18 protein-coding genes are annotated in these 24,010 nt (G+C 33.1%); 12 read left to right on the top strand and 6 right to left on the bottom strand.

Annotated features, from left to right (window positions below):
- Positions 1 to 49: 49 nt before the first annotated feature.
- Entirely contained in the window at positions 50 to 970 is a 921-nt protein-coding gene (locus tag VOI54_RS04505) for an SPFH domain-containing protein (RefSeq protein ID WP_326281522.1), read from the bottom strand.
- 77 nt (positions 971 to 1,047) lie between these two features.
- Between VOI54_RS04505 and VOI54_RS04510 the strand changes: the two genes are divergently transcribed.
- Positions 1,048 to 1,725 carry a hypothetical protein gene (locus VOI54_RS04510; RefSeq protein WP_326281523.1) on the top strand — a complete coding sequence of 226 codons (678 nt, stop codon included), beginning with the start codon at positions 1,048 to 1,050 and terminating at the stop codon, positions 1,723 to 1,725.
- Position 1,726: 1 nt separating this feature from the next.
- Here VOI54_RS04510 and VOI54_RS04515 read toward each other — a convergent pair whose 3' ends face one another.
- The 4 genes from VOI54_RS04515 to gltX all read right to left on the bottom strand — a co-directional run bounded on the left by VOI54_RS04515 (position 1,727) and on the right by gltX (position 6,332).
- Positions 1,727 to 2,677, bottom strand: coding sequence for an SGNH/GDSL hydrolase family protein (locus VOI54_RS04515; RefSeq protein ID WP_326281524.1), 951 nt, complete (start codon positions 2,675 to 2,677; stop codon positions 1,727 to 1,729).
- 238 nt (positions 2,678 to 2,915) lie between these two features.
- Positions 2,916 to 4,067 carry a tetratricopeptide repeat protein gene (locus VOI54_RS04520; protein WP_326281525.1) on the bottom strand — a complete coding sequence of 384 codons (1,152 nt, stop codon included), beginning with the start codon at positions 4,065 to 4,067 and terminating at the stop codon, positions 2,916 to 2,918.
- A 30-nt stretch (positions 4,068 to 4,097) separates the two neighbouring features.
- Positions 4,098 to 4,604: a hypothetical protein gene (locus VOI54_RS04525; protein ID WP_326281526.1), complete on the bottom strand. Its 507-nt coding sequence runs from the start codon at positions 4,602 to 4,604 to the stop codon at positions 4,098 to 4,100.
- A 177-nt stretch (positions 4,605 to 4,781) separates the two neighbouring features.
- Entirely contained in the window at positions 4,782 to 6,332 is a 1,551-nt protein-coding gene (gene gltX, locus VOI54_RS04530) for a glutamate--tRNA ligase (RefSeq protein WP_326281527.1), read from the bottom strand.
- 222 nt (positions 6,333 to 6,554) lie between these two features.
- Between gltX and VOI54_RS04535 the strand changes: the two genes are divergently transcribed.
- From VOI54_RS04535 to VOI54_RS04570, 8 genes are all read left to right on the top strand, one after another.
- Positions 6,555 to 9,986: a DUF4175 family protein gene (locus tag VOI54_RS04535; RefSeq protein ID WP_326281528.1), complete on the top strand. Its 3,432-nt coding sequence runs from the start codon at positions 6,555 to 6,557 to the stop codon at positions 9,984 to 9,986.
- Positions 9,979 to 10,389 carry an rRNA maturation RNase YbeY gene (gene ybeY / locus VOI54_RS04540; protein ID WP_326281529.1) on the top strand — a complete coding sequence of 137 codons (411 nt, stop codon included), beginning with the start codon at positions 9,979 to 9,981 and terminating at the stop codon, positions 10,387 to 10,389. Before VOI54_RS04535 ends, ybeY begins: the two co-directional genes overlap by 8 nt.
- Before the next feature lie 78 nt (positions 10,390 to 10,467).
- Complete coding sequence (gene mnmG / locus VOI54_RS04545) at positions 10,468 to 12,339, top strand: tRNA uridine-5-carboxymethylaminomethyl(34) synthesis enzyme MnmG (protein WP_326281530.1); 1,872 nt, start codon at positions 10,468 to 10,470, stop codon at positions 12,337 to 12,339.
- Between the two features lie 151 nt (positions 12,340 to 12,490).
- Positions 12,491 to 13,345 carry a class I SAM-dependent methyltransferase gene (locus VOI54_RS04550; protein WP_326281531.1) on the top strand — a complete coding sequence of 285 codons (855 nt, stop codon included), beginning with the start codon at positions 12,491 to 12,493 and terminating at the stop codon, positions 13,343 to 13,345.
- A gap of 225 nt (positions 13,346 to 13,570) precedes the next feature.
- Positions 13,571 to 14,089 carry an OmpH/Skp family outer membrane protein gene (locus tag VOI54_RS04555; protein WP_326281532.1) on the top strand — a complete coding sequence of 173 codons (519 nt, stop codon included), beginning with the start codon at positions 13,571 to 13,573 and terminating at the stop codon, positions 14,087 to 14,089.
- Positions 14,090 to 14,318: 229 nt separating this feature from the next.
- Positions 14,319 to 15,215 (top strand): LytTR family DNA-binding domain-containing protein, encoded by an 897-nt coding sequence (locus tag VOI54_RS04560; protein WP_326281533.1) that lies wholly within the window; start codon positions 14,319 to 14,321, stop codon positions 15,213 to 15,215.
- Positions 15,216 to 15,384: 169 nt separating this feature from the next.
- Positions 15,385 to 17,760, top strand: a complete 2,376-nt coding sequence (locus tag VOI54_RS04565; RefSeq protein WP_326281534.1) for a TonB-dependent receptor — start codon at positions 15,385 to 15,387, stop codon at positions 17,758 to 17,760.
- A gap of 4 nt (positions 17,761 to 17,764) precedes the next feature.
- On the top strand, positions 17,765 to 18,610 hold the full coding sequence (locus VOI54_RS04570) for a DUF4249 domain-containing protein (protein ID WP_326281535.1): 846 nt from the start codon (positions 17,765 to 17,767) through the stop codon (positions 18,608 to 18,610).
- Positions 18,611 to 18,726: 116 nt separating this feature from the next.
- On the opposite strand, the gene VOI54_RS04575 is transcribed toward VOI54_RS04570, so the two are convergent.
- Positions 18,727 to 19,881, bottom strand: a complete 1,155-nt coding sequence (locus VOI54_RS04575) for a DNA polymerase III subunit (protein WP_326281536.1) — start codon at positions 19,879 to 19,881, stop codon at positions 18,727 to 18,729.
- 94 nt (positions 19,882 to 19,975) lie between these two features.
- Between VOI54_RS04575 and VOI54_RS04580 the strand changes: the two genes are divergently transcribed.
- The 3 genes from VOI54_RS04580 (at position 19,976) to VOI54_RS04590 (ending at position 24,004) form a co-directional block, all read left to right on the top strand.
- Positions 19,976 to 21,043, top strand: coding sequence for a DUF2652 domain-containing protein (locus VOI54_RS04580; RefSeq protein WP_326281537.1), 1,068 nt, complete (start codon positions 19,976 to 19,978; stop codon positions 21,041 to 21,043).
- A 113-nt stretch (positions 21,044 to 21,156) separates the two neighbouring features.
- Positions 21,157 to 22,344 (top strand): phosphoglycerate kinase, encoded by a 1,188-nt coding sequence (locus tag VOI54_RS04585; protein WP_326281538.1) that lies wholly within the window; start codon positions 21,157 to 21,159, stop codon positions 22,342 to 22,344.
- 73 nt (positions 22,345 to 22,417) lie between these two features.
- The gene (locus tag VOI54_RS04590; RefSeq protein WP_326281539.1) at positions 22,418 to 24,004 is read left to right on the top strand and encodes a LysM peptidoglycan-binding domain-containing protein; all 1,587 of its coding nucleotides are present in this window, start codon (positions 22,418 to 22,420) and stop codon (positions 24,002 to 24,004) included.
- Positions 24,005 to 24,010: the final 6 nt, after the last annotated feature.

Consider the following 24,010-nt stretch of genomic DNA (forward strand, 5'->3'; position numbering starts at 1 on the left):
CTTGAAAAGTATAAGTTTTCAAGGTTTTTTTATTTGACTACAATTTGAACTATTCCTTCTTTTTCTTAGCTTCTTTCATAGCTTCACCAATTTGATTGCTAGCCGCAAAACTGGCTACCATATCATTCAACATGTTACTGCCTGCTTGTGGGGCATTGGGTAATAATATAAGGTTGCTATTGGTCTCTTCTCCTAAAGATTGTAGTGTATCATAATGTTGCGTAACTACTATTAAGGCAGACGCTTCCTGACTGTTTATACCAACTCGGTTTAATACTTCAACAGACTCTTCTAAACCACGTGCAATTTCTCTTCGCTGATCAGCAATACCTTGTCCTTGCAAGCGCTTACTTTCGGCTTCAGCTTTTGCTTTTTCAACAATTAAAATACGTTGTGCATCACCCTCAAATTGCGCAGCTATTTTTTCACGTTCAGAAGCATTAATTCTATTCATAGCTTCTTTTACTTGCCCATCAGGGTCAATATCCGTTACCAGTGTTTTAATAATATCATAACCGTATTCAATCATGGCGTCATTTAGTTCTGATTTAACAGCAATGGCAATATCATCTTTTTTAACAAATACATCATCCAGCTTCATTTTTGGAACTTCGGCACGAACTACATCAAATACATAAGATGTAATTTGATCATGAGGGTAATCCAGCTTATAAAAAGCGTCATACACTTTATCGCGAATCACTTTATACTGAACAGAAACTTTTAACTTAACAAATACATCATCAAGCGTTTTAGTTTCAATAATAACATCTAATTGCTGAATTTTTAAACTTAGTTTACCGGCAATTCTATCCACTAAAGGAATTTTTAGTTGTAAGCCGGAATGACGAATACTTTGATATTTACCAAAGCGCTCTATAATAGCAGCGGTCTGTTGCTTAACAATGAAGAACGAGGAAATTAAAATAAATAACCCAATGACCAGAAAAGGAATGAAAGTAAAGCTCATAATAGTGTGTTAAAATGGTTAGAAAAATTTGAATGACTAAATTAAGTTATATTTGCGCACTTAACCTTAAAAATAAGATGAAAAACAAACAACTTTACTTATTAGTAGTAATAATATCATGTTTTGTTACAAAAAGTTTTTCGCAACGTTATAAAATCCAGAATGGCTTTGGAATTTCAGGTGGTATCACCCAGTTTAATATTGAAACCAATAATTTCACAACCAAATCTTCTAATGGGTTTATGGGAGGGTTAAGCGCTACAGTTGATATTCCTGTGAGGTGGTATAATATTAGTTTTGGTATGCAGTTGTCTGAGAGTCCTATTGAAATTTTAGGTAGGCCAACTGCAATAAGTAATGAAGAAGTATACTTAAAGTACAAAATGTTTGCAGCACAGGCAGCTATGCTTTTGCATATAAAAGCTATTCCGCAACATGTTACTATTGATGTTGGCCCCATGTTGCAGTACAATAGTAAGTTGGAATTTAAGGATAAGGGCCAGGAGGGTTTTTATGTAAACCGGTATGATAATTTAACAGCCAAAGATATAACAGACATCTCTCAGTTTAATTTTAATGGAGTAGTAGGAGCGTCTGTTGGGATAAAGAACTTTAAACTTAAGGCACAATATATCTATGGGTTTACCAATATTTTAAAGAGGCTTGAAAATAAAGAATTAGACACTACAGGGGGCAGTGCTCGATTTAAAGGAAACCAAACCATGTTGGTTTTTGGTGGAATGGTATCTTTTTAGTCTAGTGTAACAACTCACGTATTTTAATATCCAATGTGTTGACTTCTGTGATAGTTGGTGCAATATCATTAGATTTTACAACTTTTCCTCTGGAATACCCTATATAATTTCTCCAACCATCAGATCGTATTTGCCTGCGCTTACTTACCAATACAAACAGGGAATCCTTTTTTAAAGAGTTGATCTCAGAAGTAGGATCGGTAATGATAATTTCAGGATATAGGTCTTGTAATACTTTTTTAGCCATATAAAAATGACCAGATTGATCAGGGTGAACAGCATCTGGTATAAAGGTGGAATCCGGGTATTTAGTTTTCAAAGCTTCCAGTTTAGTACTTAAATAACTATGAAGGTCAATGGTTTTAGTACCATTTAAACCAGTTAGCCAATCTGCATAGCCTTTTAACACTTGATTATAATTATAATAAGGGCGCTTATAAGATTGCGGTTCATTGTCTTTAGCTACTCTGTGTTTTACAGGGTCTGGGTCAAAAGGGGTAGGAGTTAGTAAAATCAGTTTGGCTCCGGTATTTTCTACTTTGGTTTTTAGATCTTTAATTCCTTTTTTATAGTTATTGAATCGGGCATCACCTTTAGCAGAAAAAATACCATCATTCATACCATAGCAAGCCAGGACCAGGTCAGGAGTTGTTGCTGTTAAGGCATCATCTAAACGGGTATGAATACATGGCCTTGGAAAGGGGTGGTCTTGTTCGGAATCCCCGGAAACCGTTTCACTGGAAAGGCCTATACTAATGATGTCTAAGGCCTGTTCCGGGTAGTGTTTTCTTAAATAGTATTCCATAAAATCAACATATTGTCCATTTTGAGTGATGCTATTACCAAGAATTAAAACCTTTTTATTGTGTAGCGGAAGCTGTTGTGATGTTTTTGTACAGGATATAGTTAAGATAGAAAGAACTGTAAAAAAAGCGATTATAGTATGCTTCATATGATGTATGACTGAAATTTTTATGAAGATACTAAATTGATTTGAAGGTGCCGTTTGAAATGGGTTTAATTGGGGTGGGTTTATTTAACGGTATTGTAAAAAGAGTCAGTAACGGAAAAATGCGGGAGTATTTTCCGTTAACACGCCTAATTTAGCAAAACGAATTGAGTTTTTGGCAGAAAACTCAGCCGTTATTGCGCTTCCATGCTGTTGGCAATAGTATTTTTTTTCTTTTAACTTAATCTTCTTTTTCGTTAAAAAACTTTTTTTCTTTTAGTTCAGATATCTTATAATCTACTTGATTCCGGAATTTACTATTTGGAAATTTCTTTTTAAATTTCTCAAAAAGTTTAATTCTTGCATCTATATCTTTGTAATAACTATCTTTTGTAAGTAGTAAAATGTAATTAGCTTCTTGATTTAGATGATTTTCACTAACAGCACGTTTTAATGCACCTATAGCCTCCTTTTTCTTTTTTTGATGATTATAGATTACTCCTAATTTTATATACTGCTCATCTAAAGGAGTATCTTGAATCATCAAAGATTCTTTTATATATTTTTCAGCTTTTTCAAAATCGTGTAAACCACTGTAAAGCAAACCTAATAAGTATAAGTTTTCTGCATTTTTTGTATCAAATTCCAAAGCCTTTTTTTGATGGATAATTGCTTTTTGATAATCAGACAATCTTTTATAGCAAAAGCTTAATTTTTCATGGATAAATTGTGTTGACTCACCTAATTCAATTAATTTTTCAAACCATTTTGACGCATCTTTGTGTTTTTTTTGCAAGAAAAAGTTTTGTGCTTTAATGTTAATTAGTGATTTGTTATTTGCAAAAGATTTTAATCCAATATCTACAAAACGATTTGCTGTTTTATGTTTCCGTTTAATCATATGAAACTTAGCAATTTTATAAATAGCTTTTTGATGTGTACTATCTAATCTAAAAGCTTTTTTAAAGCTAATCTGTGCTGTAGAGTCTTTTTGATGCTCTAATATCAATCCCAAATTGTAATGATAATTAGGGTTTTCATTATCTATTGATATTAAATTATTGAAAATGTTAGAAGCTTGATTATAGTTTTTCGTTAATATTAGTAATTTTCCAAACTCATACTTAATTAAAGCATTTTCTGTATGTGAATCTATACTTTTTTGATAATACTTTAAAGATTTATCATAATTGCCCAAAGATTTATATGCATTTGCTATTTTATGATAAACAATGATTTGATGTTCAATTTCACTATATTTTTCAATTGCTTTTGTGAAATTTCCTTGAGCAAATAAACTATCTCCAATTTGTAAAGGTGAAGATTGAGCCCCAACTTTAGTTATAAATAATATTATCAAAATATTCGTTACTATGTTTATTTTACTTGGCATTTTTTGAGAAGCTGAATTAAAAGTTATACTTTAATAGTTCACATATTTTATTTTTCCGCATTGTGCATACCTCTCATTTCTATATAAGTCTATTTTGACATTTTCACAAAATTTTTGAAGCACTTTTTCGTATTCAGTACGTTTTTCAGTACTAACAGATTGGTTTCTAATTTTGAATGTGTAGAAGTCCACAGTTCCATCTTTACTGAAATAAATTCGATTCATTACTGTAATTGTTGAATCTGGAACTTCCCATTTAAAGTTTTCCGATTTTATAAAATCTGATACATTTTTATGAAATTCTGTCCAAGATTTTCCAACTTTTTGATATTCAGCTTCTGTTACATTTCTTGGGTCGAGCAGATTGAGATAAATGCTATCCAAATTCAGCTTCTTTATCTCATTAAAAGCTAACTCATTGTCTCCATTCACTACTTTTGGTTCAACGTTCAGATTGTTTTTAGTTTCAGATGACTTTTGCTTACAGCTTATTATTCCAACAATCAGAAGAATCCAAAGTGTTTTTTTTAATCTCATAAGGTTTGGTTTATATTATTGCAATGGAAAGATAAAGTTCTGTTTCAATGAACTTTATCGGTTGTTAAACGAAGGTAGTTGAAAATTTTTACAAAATCAAGATGCAATATAACACGAACAAAAAAGACCTGACAGGTTTTTAAAACCTGACAGGTCTAGGTACGCTTAAAAAGATTTTTACAAGATATTTAAAACAGCATCAATCCGTTTAATACTTTCAGCTTTTCCTATCATAAACATGATATCAAACACATCAGGCCCTTGTAAAGCGCCCACCAATGCCAAACGTAAAGGCATCATAACTTTACCAAAGCCTATCTCTTGTTCTGTTATCCAGCCTTTAATACTGGTTTGAAGGCTTTCTACTGTAAAATCTTCTGTATTTTCTACCAATGTTAGTATCTGGCTTAAAATAGCTTTAGTATCCTCTTTAAATGCTTTTTTAGAGGCTTTTTCATCATAAGAAATTGGTGCCGTAAAAAAGAAATGACTGAGATTCCAGAAGTCAGAAATAAAAGTAGCGCGTTCTTTTATTAAGCCAATAACCAGAGCTATATAATTTACGTCAATATCATTAGAAAGAGATGACCCGGTTTCATTAGCTATGTCATTTAGTTTTGCGTCAACAACAGGCTTAAATAATTCCGCTAATGCATCATTGCTTTGTTCCTGCATATAATGATGATTAAACCATTTGGTTTTATCGGGGTCAAAACGCGCACCGGATTTATTGACACGTTCCAGTTCAAATGCATTTATCAATGCTTCCATGTTAAAAATTTCCTGTTCAGTTCCCGGGTTCCACCCTAAAAAGGCTAAGAAGTTTACCATAGCTTCAGGGAAATAACCATCTTCTTTATAACCTCTGGAAACATCATTGGTTTTGGGGTCAGTCCACTGTAAAGGAAAAACAGGGAACCCTAATTTGTCACCATCACGCTTACTTAATTTTCCTTTTCCCGTAGGTTTTAGTATCAATGGTAAATGTGCAAATTCCGGAGCTTTCCACCCAAAAGCCTGATACAATTGATAGTGTAAGGCTAATGAAGGCAACCATTCTTCCCCGCGAATAACATGTGTGATCTCCATTAAGTGGTCATCAACAATATTAGCTAAATGGTAGGTTGGCATACCATCACTTTTAAACAACACTTTGTCGTCTAATATATTGGTATCAATCTTTATATCACCACGAATACTATCTTTAAGGTGTAAGGTTTCATCTTGCGGTGATTTGAACCGTATCACATAATCTTCGCCGGCATCAATTTTAGCCTGAACGTCTTCATCACTAAGTGACAGAGAGTTGCTCAATTTTAACCTGTTATGCCAATTGTAGATAAAAGTTTTACCTTTTGCTTCATGGTCTTTTCTATGAAAATCTAATGTTTCGGCTGTGTCAAAAGCATAGTAAGCATTACCGGAAGCAATGAGCTCATCAGCATATTGTTTATATAAGTGCTTGCGTTCACTTTGTCTGTAAGGCCCATAGTTACCTTCTTTTCCAACGCCTTCGTCAAATGGCATTCCACACCAATTTAAAGCATCAATAATATATTGTTCAGCACCTTCAACATACCTGTTTTGATCAGTGTCTTCAATCCTTAGAATAAAATCGCCTTTATGTTTTTTGGCAAACAAATAATTAAATAATGCGGTTCTTACGCCACCAATATGTAAGGGTCCGGTGGGACTAGGTGCAAATCGTACACGAACGTTTTGAGTCATAATCTATAATCAAAAAATAATTCTTAAAATATTTAGATTTACGTTTCTATATGAAACATTTGTCCTGAAGGTGTCACTTTAAATGACATGGTTGTAACTTATTAAAATGACGACTCAAGAATTGTGGCAAAGATACAATTAACAGGTAATTAAGACCCTTGTAAAAAATAAAATTGTAGTTTAGTAAGTTAATAGTTAGTTACTAAGTGTTTTTCCCAAATCATGAAGAATTTTAAGGCCATACAAAACAAATTAGAAAAATTTATTAGACGCTATTACCTTAATCAATTGCTTAAGGGCGGTATTTTGTTTTTTGCTATTGGCTTACTTTATTTTTTGTTTACACTATTTCTTGAACATGTTTTATGGTTGAATACTACATTACGAACGGTTCTTTTTTGGTTGTTTATTAGTGTAGAGTTTGGCTTGTTAACAAGGTTTATATTTATTCCATTGGCTAAATTATTTAAGCTTCAAAAGGGTATAGATTATGAAGCCGCTTCAAAAATAATTGGCCAACATTTTCCTGAAGTAAATGATAAACTTTTAAATGTACTTCAGCTACATAAAACAAAGGAAGATTCAGAATTGTTGCTGGCGGGTATAGATCAAAAGTCTTTAGAACTTAAACCCGTTCCGTTTAGGTTAGCTGTAAATTTTAAACACAATGTAGGGTACTTAAAATATGCTGCAGTTCCGGTTATTATTATTCTCTTAATTTTTTTTACCGGGAATTTTGATTGGTTTAGTAATAGTTATAAACGTGTTGTGGATTATAAGACAGCTTATGAACCACCAGCTCCGTTTCAATTTTTTGTATTGAATGACACCTTGAAAACAATTGAAGGTATAGACTATAAACTAATTGTTAAAACAGCAGGGGAGGTGATGCCCGAAAGTGTTCAGATCTATTATAATGATGAGGCTTATTTTTTGCAGCAAAAAGATATAGGTGAGTTTGAATATGTGTTTTCAAAGCCAACGGAATCAACGCAATTTCAATTAACTGCTAACGGCGTGACTTCTAAGCCCTATACTTTAGATATTATAGAAACGCCCTCTTTGTTGAGTTTTGAAATGATTTTAGATTATCCTTCTTACACCAATAAAAAAGATGAAGCCTTAAATAGTACCGGTAATGCTGTAGTACCTGAAGGCACTAAGGTTAAGTGGAAACTTAATACTAAATCTACAGAAGAAGTATTTCTTTACGCACATGATACTTTAGCATTAAGTTCAGATAAAACCGGACAGTTTGAGATTTCAAAACAAATATTCAAAAACTATGATTATACGTTGAGTACAAGCAACAATAATCTAAAGGATTATGAAAAGCTGAACTTTAGGATTGATGTGATTAAAGATGAATATCCTGAAATGAATTTAAAAGTAGAAAAAGACAGCCTGGATTTGCAGACCCTTTATTTCTATGGACAAGTCAGTGATGATTATGGATTTACTAAACTCCAACTTGTATATTATCCTTCTGATAATGAGGAAGATAAGAAGTTTGAGGCTATACCTGTATCAGATTCAAATGTTGCTGAATTTATTAGTGCTTTTCCTAATAATTTAAATATTGAACCAGGCATTTCATATGAATTATTTTTTCAAGTATTTGATAATGATGTAGTTAATCATTATAAAAGTATAAAAAGTAATGTTTTTACTTATAGAAAACGAACAAAAGAAGAAGAACAGCAAAAACAACTAAAAGAGCAGAGTGAAACGATTACAAACTTGAACAAGTCGCTGGAAAAATTTAATGAACAAGAAAAGCAGTTAGAAGAGTTAACAAAAACACAAAAAGAAAAGACAAGTTTAAATTTTAATGACAAAAAGAAATTAGAATCATTTTTTAAAAGGCAAAAACAGCAGGATGAAATGATGAAAAATTTTAATAAAAAATTGAATGATAATCTTCAGGAGTTTCAAAAAGAGAGGGATGATAAGGATGAGTTTAAAGAAGATTTAAAAGAACGTTTAAAAGAGAATGAAGAAAAGCTAGAAAAGGATGAAAAACTATTAAAAGAAATTGAAAAGCTCCAGGAAAAGATTAGCAGAGAAGAGTTGGTAAAGAAATTGGATGAGCTTGCTAAGCAAAATAAAAATAAGAAACGTAGTTTGGAGCAGTTACTGGAGTTGACCAAACGTTTTTATGTTGAAAAGAAACTAGAAACGCTTAGAGATGATCTGGAAAAACTTGGAGAAGTTCAAGAAAAGCTATCTAATGAAACTGAAGAGAAAAACACTAAGGAAAAGCAAGAGGAATTAAACAAAGCATTTCAGGAATATAAAAAGCAAATTGAAGCGCTTGAGAAAGATAATAAAGCGTTAAAAAAACCGATAGAAATTCCAAGAGATAAATTAGACGAGCGAGAGGTAGAAAATGATCAGAAGAATGCATCAGATGAATTGGAAAAGAATGAGCAAGAAAAGCCATCAGATCAAGACCAGGAAGATTCAAATAAAAATCAAAAGCAGAATTTAAAGAATGCACAAAAGAGCCAAAAGAAGGCCGCTAAAAAGATGAAAGAAATGAGCCGGCAAATGCAAAGTGCTATGCAATCTGCTGGAGGCGATCAAGTGCAAGAAGATATGGAAATGTTACGTCAGGTTTTAGATAATCTGGTTTTATTTTCTTTTGACCAGGAAGTGCTGATGAATGAGTTTAAGTCTATTGAGGTTAACCATAATAAATTTGCTACATATCTAAAAAAACAAAACAATTTGCGTGAGCATTTTGAGCATATTGATGATAGCTTGTTTGCATTATCATTACGTCAGCCTAAAGTTTCAGAGCAGGTTAATAAAGAAATAACTGAAGTGTATTATAATATTGATAAGGCACTTGAATTGTTAGCAGAAAACCAATTGTATCAAGGTATTTCCAATCAGCAATTTACCATAACGGCAGCAAATAATTTGGCTGATTTTTTAAGTGATATGTTAGATAATATGCAGGAAAGTATGAATATGTCTGCAGGACAGGGTGGACAGGGAGAGATGCAGTTGCCGGATATTATTATGAGCCAGGAAGAGCTTAACAAGATGATGGAGGAAGGCATGAAAAAAGGAGAAAAGGATGGTTCTAAAAGTGGAGTAGGACAAAAGGAAGGTGAAGGAGATAAAGAAGGAGAGCAAGGTAATAAGGGAAAAAATGGAAAGGGTAAAGGCAATAACGAAGGCCAGGAGAATGGTGGAGAACAAACCGGTGGAAATGGGGAAGGGGCTGATGATGGACAAGAAGAATTATTATATCAAATATACCAGGAACAGCAACAATTGCGACAGGCTTTAGAAGATAAGTTAGCTAAGGATGGTATAAAAGGAAATGGAAGTGCTTTGGTTAGGCAAATGGAACACATAGAGATGGAATTGCTCAATAAAGGTTTCACAAATCAAACATTGCAAAAAATGATTAATCTAAAGCATCAATTATTGAAATTAGAGAATGCAACATTCCAACAAGGCGAAGATGATGAGCGTGAATCTAATACCAATAAAACAGGGTTTGATAATAACGGCATAAACCAAATACCAACAGCAAAACAATATTTCAAAACTACAGAAATATTAAACCGACAAGCTTTACCTTTGCAGCAAACTTATAAGAAAAAAGTACAAGAGTATTTTAAAGAAAAGAATGATTAGTTTTAATTCCGAAACCGATTTTCATTTAGCTAATGAAGATGCCATTTCTAAATGGATTTCTGAAACCATAGTTGCAGAAAATTATAAGCTAGAAGAGATTAGTTATGTGTTCTGTGATGATGAATATTTACATAAATTAAATGTTGAATTTTTAGGTCACGATACGTTAACAGATATTATCAGCTTTGACTATTCAGTGGGAAAAATTATACATGGAGAAATATTTATTTCTACTGAGAGAGTGGCAGATAATGCTAAAGACTATCAGGTATCTTTTGAAGAAGAATTAAATAGAGTCATCATTCATGGCGTACTTCATTATTGTGGGTATAAGGACAAGACAGAAAGCGAAGCCAAGGTTATGCGTGCCAAGGAGAATCATTACTTGAGCCTGATCACATAATTAAAGAATTCAGCGTATATTTGCAAACTTAAATTGTTTGTGTTCCACGTGGAACATATCTATTGAAATCAAGAAATCATGTTTAACGAAGTTTATGATGTAATTGTTGTTGGAGGAGGGCATGCCGGAAGCGAAGCTGCTGCTGCTGCTGCCAATATGGGAAGTAAGACACTATTAGTGACCATGAATTTGCAAAACATTGCACAAATGTCTTGTAATCCTGCCATGGGTGGAATTGCAAAAGGACAAATTGTACGGGAGATCGATGCGCTTGGTGGTTATAGTGGTATCGTGTCTGATACTTCAGCCATACAATTTAAAATGCTTAATAAATCTAAAGGGCCTGCTATGTGGAGTCCCAGAGTGCAAAGTGATAGAATGCGCTTTGCTGAAGACTGGCGAATGCTTCTAGAAGGTACACCAAACCTTGATTTTTATCAGGAGATGGTATCAGCATTGTCAATAGATAAAGGAAAAGTAGTTGGAGTAAAAACATCACTAGGGATTGAAATAAAAGCGAAATCGGTAGTGCTAACCAACGGTACTTTTTTAAATGGATTAATTCATATTGGCGATAAAAATTTTGGAGGAGGAAGAGCAGGTGAGCGAGCAGCAACCGGAATAACCGAGCAGCTTGTTGATTTAGGTTTTGATTCCGGGAGAATGAAAACAGGAACACCTCCAAGGGTAGACGGAAGGTCTTTGGATTATTCAAAAATGATAGAGCAACCCGGAGATGATAATCCTGAAAAGTTCTCTTATCTGGATACGACTAGGCCGCTACAAAAACAGCGTTCTTGCCATATGACTTATACCAGTGAATTGGTTCATGATTTACTTCGGGAAGGGTTTGACAGGTCGCCCATGTTTAACGGAAGAATTAAAAGTTTGGGGCCAAGATATTGCCCGTCTATAGAAGATAAGATAAATCGTTTTGCTGATAAAGACAGACATCAACTTTTTATTGAACCGGAAGGGTGGAACACCTGTGAGGTTTATGTGAATGGGTTCTCAACATCTTTACCAGAGGATGTTCAGTTTAAAGCATTACGATCTGTAGTTGGTTTTGAGAATGTGAAGTTTTTCAGACCAGGTTATGCTATTGAATATGATTATTTCCCACCAACACAATTGAAGCATACTTTAGAAACTAAATTGGTAGAGGGGTTGTATTTTGCCGGACAAATTAATGGAACAACAGGATATGAAGAAGCGGCATCGCAAGGCCTTATGGCGGGTGTAAATGCAAGCCTGAAAATTCATGAAAAAGGCCCATTTATTTTAAAACGGGATGAAGCTTATATAGGCGTTTTGATAGATGATTTAATTACAAAAGGCACAGAAGAACCCTATAGGATGTTTACTTCAAGGGCTGAATATAGAACCTTGTTACGTCAGGATAACGCCGATTTAAGATTAACGCCAAAAGGATATGATTTGGGATTGGCCTCAATAAAGCGTTTAAAACGCATGGAGGAGAAACATCAATCGGCTGAAAAGTTTGTTAAATTTTTTGAGGATACAAGTGTAAAACCTGAAGAGATTAATCCAATATTAGAAGACAAAAAATCATCGCCTGTTAAACAATCCGGTAAGCTTTTTAAGATATTTGCGCGACCAAATATAGAGATGGAGGATGTTAGAAAAGTAGATAGTGTTGAAGCATATATTCAAGAAAATAAATTAGACAGAGAGGTTATTGAGCAGGCCGAAATACAAGTTAAGTATTCTGGATATATAGCTAAAGAAAAAAATAATGCAGACAAACTTAGTAGATTGGAGTATGTCAAAATTCCAGAAAGTTTTGATTATAGTCAGATTAAATCCATGAGTTTTGAGGCGCGGGAAAAACTTAAAAAAATTCAGCCCACAACAGTATCTCAGGCATCAAGAATTAGTGGCGTTTCGCCAAATGATATCTCTGTATTGTTGGTTTATATGGGCAGATGATTTTAGATATTTTTAAAAAACGTTCCACGTGGAACATAAAGTTTGATGTTCTTTGTTGTATGCTTTTTAAGCATATTTTAATTAATATTTAATATGGTCTTAGACGTAGCTAAAAGGTCTTTTTTATAATAAAGTTTCTATTCAATTACTTGTGACTAATAATAATCAGATACATTTAAGAGTAAAAGATTACTCTGTTTCGGGAGAAGAATTTGACTTAATTGAAAACAAAGAGTTTGGTTTTTTAGAGACCATGCCTCAACCGCTTTCAAATAAACTTCAGGAGTATTATCAAAGTGAAGATTATATTTCGCATACAGATTCAAAACGAAATCTGTTTGAGAAAGTGTATCATGTAGTAAGAGGTATTGCTCTTAAAAGTAAATTGAATTTAATTAATTCATTTCAGGGAGAGGAGAAAAAACTTTTAGATGTTGGATGTGGAACAGGAGATTTTTTGCAAACCGCCCAGAACAATAATTGGAAGGTTTTTGGAATAGAACCAAATGAACAGGCTAGAAAAATTGCAAATACAAAAACTAATAACTCTGTTTTTGAAATAGAAGAACTTTTGAAGTTTGAAGATCATAGTTTTGATGTGATAACACTTTGGCATGTTTTAGAACACCTTCCGGATTTAGAAAACCATATTAAAGTTTTTAGAAAACTTTTAAAACCTAATGGCTTTTTAATTATTGCTGTACCTAATTATAAAAGTTATGATGCAAAATATTATAAACAGTTTTGGGCAGCTTATGATGTTCCCAGACACTTTTGGCATTTTAACCAGGAATCTATTTTAAAATTGACAAGAAAATATAGGTTAGAACTTAAAAAAGTAAAACCTATGTGGTTTGATGCATTTTATGTGAGTATGCTTTCTGAAAAATATAAGACAGGAAAAATGAATCCTATAAAAGGAATTTGCATAGGACTACTTTCAAACATTAAAGCGGTTCTGTCAAAAGAAGCTTCTTCTTTAATTTATGTCATTAAAAAAAGCTAAAACGCAATTTAAAGATTGTTTTTAAGCTTAAAACCTTAAAAAAGTATAAATACTAGTGGTTTTTTCAAAGAGGGCTTAAAAGGCTTTATTTGAATTTGTTTTCAATAAGCATTAGTTATTATATGTTTTTTTACTATAACTATATCTTATAAGTTAATTTCAAACCAATTCTCATCCTGTTTTTAAGATACTTTGTTACATTTGTGCCGATTAAAAAATAAAGAAATGAAAAATATATTTTATGTTGCATTAATAGCAATAGCTTTTACATCTTGCCAACAACAAAAAATTGGTTATGTAGATAATAGTACTGTGATTAATGATTTTCAAAAAAAGAAAGATATTGAGGCAAAGTTTCAAACCAAAGAACAAGCCTTTAGAAAGAAAGCAGATAGCATTGGTAAAGCCTTTGAACTAGAAGTTCAGGAAACTCAAATTACAGCTAGAAAATCATCTCAGACTAAGGCTCAGGAATTAATGGCCGGGTTACAACAAAAGCAACAATTACTACAACAACAAATGCAATTTGAGCAACAGCAACTTACACAAGCATTTCAATCTGAAATAGATTCTATAATTATTAATGTAAAAGATTTTGTTAAAGGTTACGGAAAATCTAATGGGTATACATATATCTTAGGAACAAGTGACGCGGCAGCATCTGTACTTTATGGAACAGATGAAAACGATTTAACACAGACTATTTTAAAAGCTCTGAATGCTGATTATGAAAAGGCTGAATAATATATATTTTAGTAAATAGAAAATTGATAAAGCCAGCTTATTTAGCTGGCTTTATTTTTTTATACAAACTGTTAAATAATTATGAATACAATGTAATTTATTGATAATCAGTTATTTGTGATTTGTTTTTAATTAATTTCACTCCAAATGCCTGATTATCAATTAAATTATAAATTTGTAATGTTGAACTCACATGAGCTTAATTCGTTTTACCTTGTAAATTTTTTAGATGAAGATTGATACTTTTCTAAATCTACCCTTTAATTTTTTTGATTCTAATAAAAATAAATGGATCTATGTAATAGTGTCAACCATATTTCCTCTTATTTTTTTGGCTTTATTTTTACCCTATGGCCTTTCTGAAGAGATTGAAAACCCGGTAAACCCTTTTATAAACATAGTGCTTTTCTTTTTGTCAATAGGCCTTAGTACTTTTATAGCTCTTTCTTTTTCTCAATTTTTTGCCAGAAAACTGTTTGGCTTTGAACATGTAACCATAAAGAAGTATATGGGATGGTTCTTATTGGAACCGTTAGGCTTAATTTTAGTTTATTTTGGTTTTTCATTTGTTATTCCCGATTTAGGAAATGATTTTGAAAAAGAATTAAACATAGTTTTTCAGATTAAAAACTATTTTAGAGCAACTCTTATTTTACTATTCCCTTTTTTTGGATGTATTATTTATATAGTTATTAAAAACCTCAATGATGAACTTAAAGAATTGGGAGAACAGCTAAAACGTTATAAAAGTAAATTTAGTAAAAGCCAAAAAACTGAGCTCCTCCATATTAAAGATGAAAATGATAACCTTGATTTATCGTTAGAACTAAAAGACTTTCTTTTTGCTGAATCCAGTAATCAATATGTTTTAATTCACTATTTAAAAGAAGGAAGAATAAAGAAACATATCACTAGAAATAGATTGAAAAGCTTCTTAAATCAAACAAAAAATTTGCCCATAAAACAGTGTCATAGATCTTACGCTACTAACCTTTTAAACGTTGAGCATAAAGTTAAAAGCCAGGGTAAAGACTTTTTGGTTATTAGTAATACAGAACATGCTAAAGTGCCTATATCTAAGTCGTATTTAGACCAAATCAATAGAGAACTCGCTCTTAAAAATTAAATATAATTCTTATTCCACTCCAAAAATACCTGTTTCACTCCAAACCTTGTTTTTTAGGATAATAACAGTAAATATTCAAATTTTCTTTGCGTTTTAGTTTTCAATGCAACCTTATCAAACTTGGGTTGTCTATGAATTAGTCATCTAATTATAAAAACAGAAAGTTAAAATGAGAAACATTGTATTAGTGTTGTGTCTGGTATTAGTCACAACTTTAACTGCTCAAAATACTTATAGTATAAGAGGTGTAGTTAAAGATTTTAAAAACGGAGAAACCTTATTAGGAGCCACAGTGCTAATTAAGGGGACCAGTAATGGAGCCATAACAAACGCTTATGGATTTTATTCTTTAACGGCTCAAGAAGGCCATTATACACTTGTTGTCTCTTATATGGGGTATAAAGAGGTTGAAAAAGAGATTATTTTAAGTAAGGATCAGGTTATTGATTTTGAAATTGAAGAGCTTTCAGAACAATTGGATGAAATTGTTATCATTGCCGAAGAGGCAGAACATGTAAATATTGCTAAACCACAAATGGGAGTCTCTAAAATAAAGGCTGCAACCATAAAGCAAATGCCGGCTGTTTTAGGTGAGGTAGATGTGATCAAATCTATTCAAATGCTCCCCGGTGTTACTAATAATGGCGAAGGTACTGCAGGCTTTAATGTAAGGGGAGGTGCTGTAGATCAAAACCTGGTCTTGCTTGATGAAGCCATAATTTATAACACCTCTCATTTTTTTGGATTCTTTTCCGTTTTTAATACAGATGTTATTAAAGATGTTAAACTTTATAAAGGAGATATCCCCGCTAAATTTGGGGGACGCGTATCATCCGTTTTGGATGTGCATCAAAAAGATGGTAACAGTAAAAAATTCACGGCTACAGGAGGTGTTGGGTTGATTTCCAGTAGGTTAGCTATAGAGGCACCTTTGTTTGAAGATAAAGGCTCATTTTTAATAGCAGGAAGGTCATCTTATGCACACCTGTTTATGAAAACTATAGAAGACCTTAAAGATGATAAAGTATCTTTCTATGATTTAAACCTTAAAGCTAACTACGCCATAAATAAAAATAACCGCATATATCTTTCAGGATACTTTGGAAGAGATAAGTTTGATTTATCAAATATCGTTGAAAATGAATATGGTAATGCTTCCGGAAATTTAAGGTGGAATCACGTTTTTAATGATAAGCTTTTTTCTAATCTATCATTAATTTACAGTAAATATGATTACAGGTTTGTGTTGAGTTTTGCAGAATTAGATTGGATTGCAGATATTAAGAATTATAATTTAAAATACGATTTTGGATACTATGTAAATGATAAATTGAAAATAGATTTTGGTGTTAGTGGAATCTTTCACAATTTGAATCCGGGAGAGGTGAAACCAACATCAGAAACATCGCCAATTAACTATTTAAAATTAGATCAGAAACGAGCTTTTGAAAGCGGGTTATATGCAAGCGCTGAGCATAAGCTAACCAATAAATTAACAGCTTCATATGGATTGCGTTATAGTAGGTTTAATAGGCTGGGCGGACAGTATGTTACAGACTATTTAGATGATAAGCCTGTTGTTTATAATAGTACTTTAGGAATTTATGAGAGAGGAGAAGCTATTGGTGAAACATTTTACAAGAAAAATGAAAGTATAAAAACCTTTAATAACCTGGAACCAAGGTTGGGGCTGTCTTATCAATTAAATTCATCAGAATCCATTAAAGCAAACTATACCAGATCTTCACAATATATGCATTTGTTATCCAATACATCTGCGGTAACTCCGGTAGATGTATGGACTCCTAGTGGAAAGTATATTAAACCGCAGTTATCCAATCAATATGCATTAGGATATTATAAGAATTTTAAAGACAATATATTTTCAATAGAACTGGAATCTTATTATAAAACAATAGACAATAGAATTGATTATATAGATGGTTCAGACCTGATAGGAACCAACACTATTGAAACAGAGATATTAAATGGTGAAGCCAGAGCTTATGGGGTGGAGCTTTTGCTAAGAAAAAACAAAGGAAGGTTTACAGGCTGGTTTGGATATACCTGGTCTAAATCAGAACAAAGAACACTTGGTGGCGATGCCGGAGGGCCGGGAATTAATAATGGAAAATGGTATAACACGCCTTATGATAGAACACACGATTTTTCAGTAACAGGAAGCTATAAACTAAACAATAAATGGCGCTTTAGTGCTAACGCTGTATATCAAACAGGTAGACCCGTAACATATCCAGACGGACAGTATGAATATGAAGGCTTATCAATAGCTAGCTATTCTGATAGGAATGAAAGCAGGCTACCGGCATATCATAGATTAGATCTTTCTGCCACTTTTAAACCCAATAATAAACCAAGTAGAAGATGGAAAGGCGAATGGGTTTTTGGTATCTATAATGTTTATAACCGTAAAAATGCAGCATCAATTACTTTTGAGGAAAACCAAGATACCGGTCAAAACGAAGCTACCAGAACAGCCATTTTTGGCATTATTCCTTCAATAACCTATAATTTTAAATTTTAATACCATGAGATCATATATAAAATCATTATTAATATTAGTGGTAGCCGGAATTACATCTTGCCAGGATGTCATAGATGTTTCAGTGCCTACTGCCAAACCAAGATTAGTTGTTGAAGCATCTTTAGATTGGGAAAAGGGTACCACAGGTAACAATCAAACCATTCGATTAAGCACTTCCGCGCCTTATTTTGATGCTAATAAAAGCCAGCCCGTTACAGGTGCTCAGGTGAAAATTACAAACACAGACACTAGTGCAGAATACATTTTCACTGACATGAATAACGGATCCTATAATATTTCAAGCTTTGTTCCGGTGATTAATGATAGGTATACGCTTGAAATTATTTATAATAACGAAATGTATATAGCAACCGAAACATTAAAACCTGTTTCACCAATTAAAAGGGTAGAGCAAACTTTGGAAGGTGGTTTTTATGATGATGTTTTGGCTGTTTATATGTTTTGGGATGATCCGGAAGAAGAAGAGAATTATTATTTGTTAAAGTTTATTGAAGAAGGCGATTTATTTCATGAATTGGAAGACTATTCAGATGAGTTTGTAAACGGAAATGAATTAGATAGTTTTTTTGAAAAAGAAAGAGATGACAATGATGACCAGGCAGAATTTAATCCGGGAGATGTCGTAGATCTTTCATTGTATGGTGTTTCTGAAGCCTATTATAACTATATCAAAATACTAATTGAACAATATGATAGCGGAGGAGATCCGTTTAGTGCAGTTCCTGTACAACTTAAAGGTAACTGTATAAATATAACAACACCAGATAACTATGCCTTAGGCTATTTTAGGCTTTCTGAATTTGATACGGTGAATTATACATTTCAATAAAAAGTTATGTCATTTCGACTGAGCGAAGTATGAGCGACGAGAAATCGCATTAGTTTTGAGGTTTCTCGTCTATTTTATAAAGATTTTCAAATTATCTAGCTAAGGGAATGTTGAGATTACCCCTCTTTTTTATGTAATAACCGGGTAAGTTTTATAGATAAATCCGTTAATATGATTTTAGAGTTCCCGTTACGTTCTATATGATAAATGGCGTCTTGTAGCTCGTTACTAATATCCATAATATTATTGCCATGAACAAAAGGCGCAAAATTTTCAAGCTTAAATTTTTCGGTTTTAGGCTCTAAAAACACTAAATCTGTAGCGTTATAGTTCAATAACAAAGCCTGACGGAAAAAATCTAAACAGAAATTAAGAAACTGTTTTTGTGTTTCTCGCCCTGTTTTAGCAATATCTTCACTCCAGGAAATAAGATCATGAATAGCCGCTTTATTACCTTTAGCTTTAAAAGCACTGCGTATCCAGAAAACAAACCAGGTTTCAAACTGAATATCTTCAGAGTCATGATAGACCAGATCACAGGCCTTGTTATAATTTCCGTTTGATTGGTGTGCTATTTTTGTAGCTACAGACAATTCCAGGTTATACTGTTTTACCAAAGCTTCCTTAATAACATCTTCAGCCAGAGGAGGAAAATGCAATATCTGACAGCGTGATCTTATGGTGCTGATAATCTGCTCTTCATCTTCAGCAATTAAAAGAAATATCGTGCTATTAGGAGGTTCTTCAATCAGCTTTAAAAGTTTATTGGCACAGGCAATATTCATTTTTTCAGCCATCCAAATCAGCATCACTTTATATCCGCCTTCATAAGACTTTAAAGTAAGTGATTTTACAATCTCATGCGCTTCATCAACACCAATCTGCCCTTGTTTATTGTCAACACCAAGTAATTTATACCAATCAAAGAGGTTACCATAGGGTTGCTCATTTAATAATTGACGCCATTCTTCTAGGTAAAAACTAGACACCGGTTTGCTTTTTACCTTATCACTTGTAGTAACGGGAAACGCAAAGTGTAAATCCGGATGTGAAAAGTTTTTAAATTTTAAATTGCAGGATTCGTTTCCGGTAGTATTTTCCCCTCCTGAATTAGAGCATAAAATATATTGGGCATAAGCCAGAGCCATAGGTAAGGTTCCGGAACCCTCATTACCTACAAATAACTGAGCATGTGGAATTCTGCCGTTGTCTACACTTTGAGTTAAGTGCTTCTTTATATGTTCCTGGCCTAAAATATCTTCAAAAAGCATAAAACAAACCTACACATTTTTAACATTATCTTGTAACAAATTAAAGATTAATCGACTTATTTTTATAGTGTAAATGAATGCCTATAGATAAAAAATGACTCAAAACGCTATTCTTTTTATTCCTGATATTTCCGGATTTACTGAATTTGTACACCATACAGATATCAATCATAGTCGGCATATAATTTCTGAGCTTTTGGAATTATTGATAGACAGCAACACTATGGCATTGCAATTGGCAGAAATTGAAGGTGATGCCCTGTTTTTGTATAAACTTGTGGAAGAAGTGGATGTTTCTGCTTTAGAGCATCAAATTGAGTCTATGTATTTAGCGTTTCACACGCATTTAAAACGTTATGAATATCAACGTATTTGTAATTGTGGAGCATGTTCTTCAGCGTATAATTTAAAGTTGAAGTTTGTAGTACACTACGGTGAAATAGAATTTATTACAGTAAAAGATTCTAAAAAACCTTATGGAAGCAATGTTATAAAAGTCCATAGATTACTAAAAAATGAGGTGCCTATTGATGAATATGCTGTTTTTACTGAAGATGTATGTCCTGTAGAAAACAATAAAAAGATCACAACAACTTATGATTTTGGAACGATAACATTTAGCTATAAGGCGCTCAAGCCTTTAAAAGAACAGTTACCTGAAGTAAAGCCTATCCCCGAAGATGTTCCTAAACACAAATTATTTGATGAATCTGAAATCATAAAAATGCCCGCTAATGATCTATATGAAGTTATTAGCAATTTTGATTACAGGTTACTTTGGGTAAAAGGTGTGGATAAAATGGAATATGATAAAAACAGAGTCAATAGAATTGGTGAAAAGCACAAATGTTTATTTCAAAAAAATGGTAATATAGAGCAAACAACAGTTACAAAAGCCGTTGAAAAAAACCAATTGGTATATGGTGAAACGACTACTAAAATTCCTTTCACAAAGCGCTTTAATAATTATTTTGTATTAGAAGAAACCGAAGAAGGTTATACTAAAATGAACATTCAGGTTTTTGCAGACTTTAAACCCTTTGGGATTATAATGAAACCCCTTATGAAGAAGAACATGAAAAAGGTAATTTCTGAAAACATAAAAGAACTTGTTTTACTAATTGATTCCGGATTTAGTTTGGATCAAGCCCATACAGACTAGTTTTATAAAAATCTTTTTGACTTCAAACGTTTTCGTGAAAAAACGCATTTTTTTGCTTTCTATAATTAGTTACATTTGCGAATCAAACAGTTAAAAGACAAAAACATATCACAATGAAGACTCTTAATGAATTTAATTTCGAAAATAAAAAAGCACTTATCCGTGTAGATTTTAATGTGCCTTTGAATGACAATTTTGAAGTTACTGATGCCACAAGAATTATATCAGCTAAGCCAACAATTATAAAAATTTTAGAAGATGGCGGAAGTTGTATTTTGATGTCACATTTAGGACGTCCTAAAGGGTTTGAAGAGGCGTTTTCATTAAAACATATTGTGGCTAAAGTAGAAGATATTTTAGGTGTTGGGGTTAAGTTTGTGCCGGACTGTATTGGAGCTGATGTTGAAGCTGCGGTGGCGAGCTTAGAGCCGGGAGAGATTTTATTATTGGAAAACCTGCGTTATTATAAAGAAGAAACCGCCGGAGATACTGAGTTTGCAGAGAAGTTATCAAAATTAGGAGACATTTACGTGAATGATGCTTTTGGTACAGCACACAGAGCTCATGCTTCAACCACTATTGTAGCCCAGTTCTTTGAAGGGAGAAAATGTTTTGGGAACTTATTAGCTCAGGAAATAGAAAGTATTAAAAAAGTAATGGAAACAGGTGAAAAACCGGTACTGGCAATATTAGGTGGAGCTAAAGTGTCTTCAAAGATCACCATTATAGAAAATATTCTTGATAAAGTAGATCATTTGATTATTGGAGGAGGTATGGCCTTTACTTTTGTAAAAGCTCAAGGCGGAAAAATAGGAAATTCTATTTGTGAAGATGATAAAATGGCCTTGGCTTTAGACATATTAGAGCAGGCCAAAGCTAAAAATGTACAGGTACATATTCCAGTTGATACAATTGCTGCCGATGCTTTTAGTAATGATGCCAATACACAAATTGTTGATATTGATGTGATTCCTGATGGTTGGGAAGGTGTTGATGCCGGACCAAAATCCAGAGAACAATTTCATGATGTAGTTATGGCTTGTAAAACTATTCTTTGGAATGGGCCTCTGGGGGTTTTTGAAATGGAAAAATTTGCAAACGGAACCATTGAATTAGGAAATTCAATTGCAGAAGCTACTAAAAATGGAGCATTCTCATTAGTAGGTGGCGGTGATTCCGTCGCTGCAGTTAAGCAATTTGGTTTTGAAAATAAAGTGAGTTATGTAAGTACCGGTGGAGGTGCTATGTTAGAAAGCTTAGAAGGTAAAACACTTCCGGGAATAGCTGCTATTTTGGAATAATAAACATTTAAGCTTTCAAATTAGCTTAAAAAATACGATTTTAGCCGTAATATCGTTCTTTAGAATAGATTTTATGGCTTTTCGTTTTTTTACAACCCTACTACTACTCAATATAAGTACTTGTTTTTCGCAAGTACAAGATTCTGTTTTATCAAAAAAAGATAAGATTAAGAATACTGTTATTGTTCCAGACCTTCAAAATAAAGACTCCATATTTGATGGAGCTTCTCAAAATATTAAAGCTATAGGCGTTGAAACAGATAGCCTTTCCGTAAAAAAACTGAAAGATATGGAATTGGCTGCCAAATATGATGAAAAATGGCACCAGGAATTATATAGTAATGCCCTGTTTGATACCATTTACAAATCGGTTACCGAATTAAATTTTGAACCTGTTGAATATCAGGAACTACCAACAGACACATTAAAAAAAAGATTGAAAGAGTTGGATGCCAAAACCCCTTTCAATGTAGCGTATAATCCATCTTTAGAAAGTGTCATAAAATCGTACTTAAAGAACAGAAGAAAACTGTTGCAAAAGCTAATGACTTTAAGTGCATTTTATTTTCCAATGTTTGAATCAGAATTAGACAAACACAATATCCCCTTAGAAATAAAATATTTAGCCATTGTTGAATCGGCATTAAAACCAAGAGCAAAATCCAGAGTAGGTGCAACAGGTTTATGGCAATTTATGTTTAGTACTGGTAAAATGTATGGGCTTGATGTCAGTAGCTATGTTGATGAGCGTAGTGACCCTATAATGTCTACAGAAGCCGCTGCTAAATATCTGGCTAAGCTTTATGAGATTTTTGGCGATTGGGATTTAGCACTGGCAGCATACAATTCAGGCCCGGGGAATGTAACCAAAGCTATTAGGCGTTCCGGAGGATATCAGAACTACTGGAATATCAGGCATAACCTGCCACGTGAAACTGCAGGGTATTTACCGGCCTTTTTAGCCAATATGTATATTTTTGAATATGCCGAGGAACATGGATTTGTCAAATCTAAACCGGAATTTGCATATTTTGAAACAGATACAGTAAAGGTTAAGCAAATGATTACACTTGATCAGGTATCGGAGGTGACGGGAACACCAATAGAAGAACTTCAGTTTTTAAATCCATCATATAAGCTGGATATTATTCCGTTTATAAAAGAGGAAAATTACGTGCTGAGATTACCCGTTAATGTGATTGGCGAATTTGTAAATAATGAAGACAAAATATATGCCTTTGCCAAAGAGGAGTTTGATAAGCGTGAAAAGCCATTACCCCAGTTTTTCAAGGCTAACGACAGAATAAGATATACTGTTAGATCAGGAGATTATTTAGGGAAAATCTCAAGACGATATGGTGTTAGAGTAAGTGATATTAAACGGTGGAATGGCTTGAGGAATAATAATTTAAGAATAGGTCAGCGCTTAACCATTTACCCTAGAAAACCTTATATAGCCTCTTCAAAGTCTACACAAAAAACAACAAAAACAAAGCCTATATCCGGCGATGCTATTACCTATACGGTAAAGAATGGAGATTCATTATGGAGTATTTCTCAAAAATTTCCTGGAGTTTCTGTGCAAAATATTAAAGATTGGAATGGTATTAGTGGTACTAAGTTAAAACCGGGAATGAGGCTTAAAATTTCTAAAGGCTAAGTTCCT

The organism is Alterotamlana spongicola, from assembly GCF_035818475.1.
Taxonomy (GTDB): Bacteria; Bacteroidota; Bacteroidia; order Flavobacteriales; family Flavobacteriaceae; genus Cognatitamlana.